6 protein-coding genes are annotated in these 6,761 nt (G+C 44.5%); 3 read left to right on the plus strand and 3 right to left on the minus strand.

Annotated features, from left to right (window positions below; translation table 11 throughout):
- Positions 1-52: 52 nt before the first annotated feature.
- A complete protein-coding gene (rsgA, locus tag L0J61_RS00840; protein ID WP_301464417.1) occupies positions 53-1,156 on the minus strand; it encodes a ribosome small subunit-dependent GTPase A in 1,104 nt (367 codons plus the stop codon).
- A 329-nt stretch (positions 1,157-1,485) separates the two neighbouring features.
- Between rsgA and orn the strand changes: the two genes are divergently transcribed.
- Positions 1,486-2,073, plus strand: coding sequence for an oligoribonuclease (gene orn, locus L0J61_RS00845; protein ID WP_301464418.1), 588 nt, complete (start codon positions 1,486-1,488; stop codon positions 2,071-2,073).
- A gap of 160 nt (positions 2,074-2,233) precedes the next feature.
- Here the strand turns inward: orn and L0J61_RS00850 are convergent, their stop codons facing one another.
- Entirely contained in the window at positions 2,234-3,064 is an 831-nt protein-coding gene (locus L0J61_RS00850) for a UDP-2,3-diacylglucosamine diphosphatase (RefSeq protein ID WP_301464419.1), read from the minus strand.
- A gap of 135 nt (positions 3,065-3,199) precedes the next feature.
- Positions 3,200-3,715, minus strand: coding sequence for a peptidylprolyl isomerase (locus L0J61_RS00855; RefSeq protein ID WP_367651937.1), 516 nt, complete (start codon positions 3,713-3,715; stop codon positions 3,200-3,202).
- Between the two features lie 237 nt (positions 3,716-3,952).
- Between L0J61_RS00855 and L0J61_RS00860 the strand changes: the two genes are divergently transcribed.
- Together L0J61_RS00860 and L0J61_RS00865 are read left to right on the plus strand one after the other, a co-directional pair.
- A complete protein-coding gene (locus L0J61_RS00860) occupies positions 3,953-5,680 on the plus strand; it encodes a glutamine--tRNA ligase/YqeY domain fusion protein (RefSeq protein WP_301464420.1) in 1,728 nt (575 codons plus the stop codon).
- 379 nt (positions 5,681-6,059) lie between these two features.
- Complete coding sequence (locus L0J61_RS00865) at positions 6,060-6,698, plus strand: peroxiredoxin (protein ID WP_301464421.1); 639 nt, start codon at positions 6,060-6,062, stop codon at positions 6,696-6,698.
- Positions 6,699-6,761: the final 63 nt, after the last annotated feature.

Raw genomic sequence — 6,761 nt, forward strand, 5'->3', positions numbered from 1 at the left:
ACCGACTAGACCGTTTATAGTAAACGTGTCATAACCAACTTAGTGATGTTGGTCAATAAGACTTGGTATCTGCTTCTTCTGTGAGAGTAACGAGGTTTTCGACACGGCGCTGCAACACGTCACCATTTTTCACTGCTTGCCACAAGGCGCAGCCTTTGCTGTTATGGGTGTGGCGGCAATCACGGAACTGACAGTCAGCTGACAGTGGTGCCAGCTCAATAAAGCCTGAGATGATATCGTCTGGACTTAAATGCCAAATCCCATATTCACGAATACCAGGCGTGTCCACGATGCCACCTTTGGTAAGATCGTTTGGGTTGAATGGCAGTAATCGGCTGGTCGTGGTGGTGTGCTGACCCAATTGTGAGTTTTCAGAGATGATGTTGACGACTTGTCCTGACTCAGGGAGTAGCGCATTGATCAAGCTGCTTTTTCCAACCCCTGATTGTCCAGCAAAAATCACCAGTTTTTGATCTATGTAGCGTTGTAATTCACCAAGCCCTTGCTGTGCATCATTGGCGGTGATGTTTTCTGGACAGTCTACCGAGGTGAGCACACTTTCGTAACCAAGAGCGGCATATTGAGCCAATAACTCATTGGTATCTACACCATTTTCTTGTGCGAGCAGATCGGCTTTATTGAGCACCAGCAAAGGCTGTACGCCTGCATGATGACAGACGACTAAATAACGATCAATAAGCGTTGGCGCGGCGGCAGGCAGCGGTGCAAAAACAATGGCTAAAATGTCGACATTGGCGGCGACAGGTTTGAGCTTATGATAACGGTCTGGACGAGAAACAAGTGACGTGCGTGGTTTGACGGACTCGATACGTCCAAATCCGGTATTTGAATCTGCGCTCCAGCGCACCTGATCACCAGCCGCTAGCATCGGAAGGTTGGTACGCACGTGGCAACGCCAAATATCACCCAATTCGAGCGCCTGCCAAAACGGTTCAGGGTCATCAGGCGCAACCTCGGGCTGTACGGGTATCACCGCTGGTAAGCTGGTAACTTGCACCTCTAGCTGTTTGCCATAATGTGCCATGACCACGCCATCCATCAAACTGTCATCGATGCTATCTTGATTGGACTGCTGTTGCTTATCGATGCGACGAATCTGTTGTTTGGTCAGTTTTCGTTGCCGAATTAGTGCCATGGTTTTACCTATTATAAAAATATTGCTAAGTGTAGCGTGAAAATTTGCTAACATACAGCCTAAAGCGCCTGCCGCAGATAGTCGTTTTGTAATATAGTGGCTTTTCGTACTTTTACAACTAGTAGTTTGATAACATTGTGAGCACGGGCGCTATTCTGAACACACAGATTTTATAAGCAGGCGTACAGCAATACCTTCCGTGTATTGTCGTTTTTAGAGCGTGTCGCTATCCAAGATGTATTTTTCAGATTGGATACACACTCTATTATAATTGATACAACAAAAGCTGATCCAAGCTGCTTTGAGCTATATTGACCATAGGATACTTTATGACTACCAGTGACCATCCCAACAAAATTAAAATCAAAAACCAAGGTAAGAAGGGGCTGGTGTGGATTGACCTAGAGATGACAGGGCTTGATACCTTAAATGACGAAATCATCGAGATTGCAACTGTCGTGACCGATGAAGACTTAAATGTTTTGGCAGAGGGTCCCGTGTTTGCTATCAAAGTATCAGATCAAATACTAAACAAGATGGATGAATGGAATACTAAGCAGCATGGTCAGTCAGGATTGGTTGATCGCGTGCGTCGCAGTAAAGTGACATTGGCAGAAGCAGAAGCCGAAACCATTAAGTTTCTAAGCAAATGGGTTGATAGTGGTAAGTCGCCAATGTGTGGCAATTCAATTTGCCAGGATCGTCGCTTTATGGCGCGACAAATGCCAGATCTCGAAAGGTTTTTTCACTATCGTAACCTTGATGTGTCATCGATTAAAGAGCTGTGTTTCCGCTGGCGTCCTGATATTCTCAGAAGTTTTGAAAAAGGCGGCAGTCATTTAGCACTTGATGACATTCGTGACTCGATTCGTGAGCTCAAGCATTATCGTCAGCACTTCTTTAAGTTAATGCCTTAATAGGTGGTAGACCTGAGTTGATAAAATATAAGTGCAATAAAAAGGGTCTGCTTCATTGTTAGTAGACCCTTTTTTATCGAAGTCTTATCTACATTGCCTTTAGCGTCATGGCAAATATTAAAATGACCTTAATATGATTCTAAGAAGACGCTAAAAGATATCAAACCAGCGTTTTAAATTCAAATAAGCCAAACTCAATATCGTCATTACTTTCAGTCACTGCACCTATGACCGCACTGACTTTTGGTTGGCGTGTGTCATTATCTAACAGTCGCCAGTCACCCAGCACATAGCGATGCTTACTCTCAGTGATTTGATGGGTGTCTGGACGATGGGTATGCCCATGAAGCAATGCATCGCTATTGGCGACGGCTATTTTTACAGCTTCGTCATTGACGTCCATAATGTATGCAGATTTATTGGCGTTATTTTTTTGACTTTTTCTACGCATTTTGTCTGCAATGACTAATCGCTTTTCTAGTGACTTATTTAATAAGTACCACTGGGTCAGACGGTTGCGCATGATTTTTCGAAAGAACTGATACTTTTTGTCGTCCGTACACAGGGCATCACCATGCTCGAGACGATAGTTTTGGTTTGCGATCGTTAAGTTGTAGGGCTCATATATCAGCTGCCCCGCGAATAGATTACAAAACGGCTGATCTAATAAAAAGTCTCGGTTACCGTGCATCACCAAAATCTCGCAACCACTGATCCGCAGTTTTTTTAACTTCAGGATAAGCGGGGTTAGCCAATGCGTTTGGCGCTCATCTTCTGATAATGATAAATAAAAATCGTCCCCTAGCCAGACTTCAAACCAGTCACCCAAGATGAACAATCGTTTAAGACTGGGTAGGGCTAGGCAGTCGTCAAGCAGTGCCAAAAAAGCCTGCACTAAGGCAGGCTCTTCTAGCGATAAATGCAAGTCGCTAATCAATACTTGCCGCACATCATGGGGGCGGGTCGTGATGAGATGATTAAAAGTCTGCATTTATCATGATCCTTATCATTGTCCTCGTGACTCATCATAAGCTTATTAGGGTCTGTTGGCTATTCGACTACGCTGAAAGACGAGTGCCGACAGGCTAGCGCTGGCAGACCCTACAGATACTGCTTATTAAGTAGCTTATTGAGTAACGACGGTTGCTGAATTGATCACAACAGGCTCTTTTGGCACATCAGCGTGCATGCCGAAACGACCGGTTGGTACGCCACGCATTTTTTCGATGACATCCATACCGCTGGTTACTTTACCAAATACTGTGTAGCCCCAGCCTTGCATGTTTTTGCCAGAGTGGTTTAGGAAGTCGTTGTCTTTTACGTTCAGGAAAAACTGGCTAGTGGCTGAGTGTGGGTCCTGCGTACGCGCCATCGCGATGGTGCCTTTGTCGTTTTTTAGACCGTTGTCTGCTTCGTTTTCAATTGGCGCATTGGTTGATTTTTCATTCATCTCAGCGTCCATACCACCGCCTTGAATCATAAAGCCATCAATGATGCGATGAAAAATCGTGCCGTTATAGTGGCCAGAGTTTACATAGTTTAAAAAATTCTCGACGGTTTTTGGTGCTTTTTCTTCGTTGAGTTCGATGACGATTGCACCCATATTGGTGTCTAGTTCTACTACTGGTGGCATGTCTACCATGGAATATTCCTTTTTGATTGTATTGTAGCGCTTTAACAGCACTGTCGTGGGTGGTAAAAAAAGTTATGGCTAGTCTAACGGCTTTTTTGTCGTCTGTCATGTATCAGGCTGTTAATGCGTTCGTGAAACCTGATAGAATAACGCAACTTAATCTTTTATCAGTATTTTATTATTTTAAACGTTAAAGCGTGATGACACACGCGATAAACTGAACATATGCGCTAGGAGCAATGCCTGATGAGTGAGCACTCAAGCAACAATGCACAAAAAAACGACTTTATTCGTAATATTATTCGTGATGATGTCAATGCGCAAAAATACCCACAAGTTGTGACCCGCTTTCCGCCTGAGCCGAATGGCTATTTGCACTTGGGTCATGTCAAATCAATCTGCCTGAACTTTGGCGTGGCTGAAGAATTTGGCGGCGTGTGTAACTTGCGCTTTGATGACACCAATCCAACAGCAGAAAAGCAAGATTTTATCGATAACATCGAGAACGATGTGAAATGGCTGGGGTTTGAGTGGGCAGGGCAAGCTCACCATGCGTCAGGCTACTTTGATCAACTGTATGCATTGGCAGTACAGTTAATCGAGCAAGGAGACGCGTATGTAGACTTGCAGTCGCCTGAACAGATCAAAGAAAACCGAGGCTCATTTAATGAGGCAGGCACGCCGTCGCCACACCGAGACGCTAGTGTCGAAGACAATCTTAAGCTTTTCAATGATATGAAAAACGGCGAATATTCTGAGGGTAAAGCGGTCTTACGTGCCAAGATCGATATGGCAAGTCCGAACATGAACATGCGTGATCCTGTTATCTATCGTGTCATGCATTTAGCGCACCACCAAACGGGTGACAAGTGGTGCATCTATCCGATGTACGACTTTGCTCATCCAGTGTCTGATGCAATAGAAGGCATTACGCATTCATTGTGTACGCTTGAATTTGAAGATCATCGCCCATTTTATGATTGGGCTGTAGAAAAGACTGGCTTCGATATCCCACCGCGTCAATACGAGTTTAGTCGTCTGAATGTCGACCATACTATGACGAGTAAGCGTAAGCTGAAACAGCTGGTCGATGAAGGCATCGTCAGTGGCTGGGATGATCCCCGTATGCCGACGGTTGCTGGCATGCGCCGTCGTGGTTACACACCAGAGGGCTTGAGAGATTTCTGTGAGCGTGTGGGTGTGACCAAGGTTGATAGCGTTGTTGATTTTCGCTTATTAGAGTTTAGTATTCGTCAGTCATTAGAGACGACGACTGCGCGTGGTATGGCGGTATTAAAGCCGTTAAAAGTGACGATTACCAACTTTAGCGAGGCAGTCAGCAGTTGGGAGTCGCAAAAAGCTGATAGCGTCAATGCGCGCTTTGAAGACGAGACACAAACATTATGGTTGACGCAGCCAAAGCACCCCAATGTCGATATGGGAGAGCGTGAAATCCCATTTACTGAAACTATTTATATCGACCAAGGTGATTATGAGATCGAGCCACCAGCCGGATATAAGCGCTTGTCGCCACAAAAGCCAGAAATCCGACTGCGTAATACTTATGTGTTGGCCGTGAGCGAACATATCACCGATGAAAATGGCAATGTAGTGGAACTAAAAGCCACGATTGATCCGGCTACGTTGGGTAATAATCCAGAAGGACGCAAAGTTAAGGGTGTGATCCACTGGGTATCAGCGAATCAGGGCGTGCCAGCCACAGTGCGCCTGTATAAACAGCTATTTAGCGTTGAAGATCCAAGTAGTGTCGCTGACGTACATCAAGCTTTGAACGCGAACTCAATGACTGAACTTAACGCCGTGGTCGAACCCTCACTGGCAAATGCTGATGCTGGCACGCGTTTTCAGTTTGAACGTGAAGGCTACTTCATTTCGGACAGCGAAGAACACAGCAGCGATCAGCCGGTATTTAATCAAATCGTTAGTTTACGTGATAGCTACAAGCCTGCTTAAGCCACTGCTATTATTGGTGACATATTCAGCAGATTATGAACGATGATAACGTGCGGGTATCACCATTTGTAATATGCTATAAATGAGTCGTTCGGACAGAATTACGGTTTGGTCGTTTGGTTCATGCTTTAGCTATCTGCATACTTGGTTAGTAGTAAAACGAATAAAGGCATTACAATCTGTCACAAGACATTCATAACCAGTTTGTTAATATAAAGTGAGTTTTTTACTGATGTACTTAGGGCAATGGCAGCCACTGAGTACATCAATGATAATAATAGAGAGAGTTGTTATTTTTATACTTGAGCTTTTCACACGAGATTTTGTATGAATAAACATCAACACTCACCAAAACCATAAATCAAATAAGGAATTAAGCATGGCACATTTACGTTTAGGTGATGAAGCACCAAATTTTGATGCAACTACGACAGATGGCGATATCAATTTCCACGAGTGGGCAGGTGATAACTGGGTGGTATTCTTCTCACATCCGGCAGATTTCACGCCAGTTTGCACGACTGAGCTTGGCCGTGCCGCTGCCTTAAATGGCGAATTTCAAAAACGTGGTGTTAAGCCAATTTGTATCTCTGTTGACGGTATTGACGACCACCATGCGTGGGCAAAAGACATCGGCGAAACTCAGGGTACAGATCTAAATTTCCCAATCATTGCTGATCCAAACAAAGAAGTCGCCGAGTTATATGACATGATGCACCCAAATGCTGACAGTACGCACACCGTACGCAGTGTTTTCATCATTGATCCAAGCAAAAAGATTCGCTTGACGCTGACGTATCCAGCCAGCTGTGGCCGTAACTTTGACGAGATTATTCGTGTCATTGACGCAATACAATTGTCTGACGAATATAATGTCGCAACACCTGTAGACTGGAAAGATGGTGATGATGTGATTATCCCACCAAGCGTAAAAAACGAAGATATCGCTGCCAACTATCCAAAAGGTCACACAGAAGTTAAGCCGTATCTACGTACAACACCTGCACCTAATAAATAACTGGTGCGGTTTAACATTTTACCGCAGAAATCCCCTACCTCTAAGGTAGTGGGATGAATGCGT

The organism is Psychrobacter sp., from assembly GCF_030457785.1.
In the GTDB taxonomy this organism is placed as follows: Bacteria; Pseudomonadota; Gammaproteobacteria; order Pseudomonadales; family Moraxellaceae; genus Psychrobacter.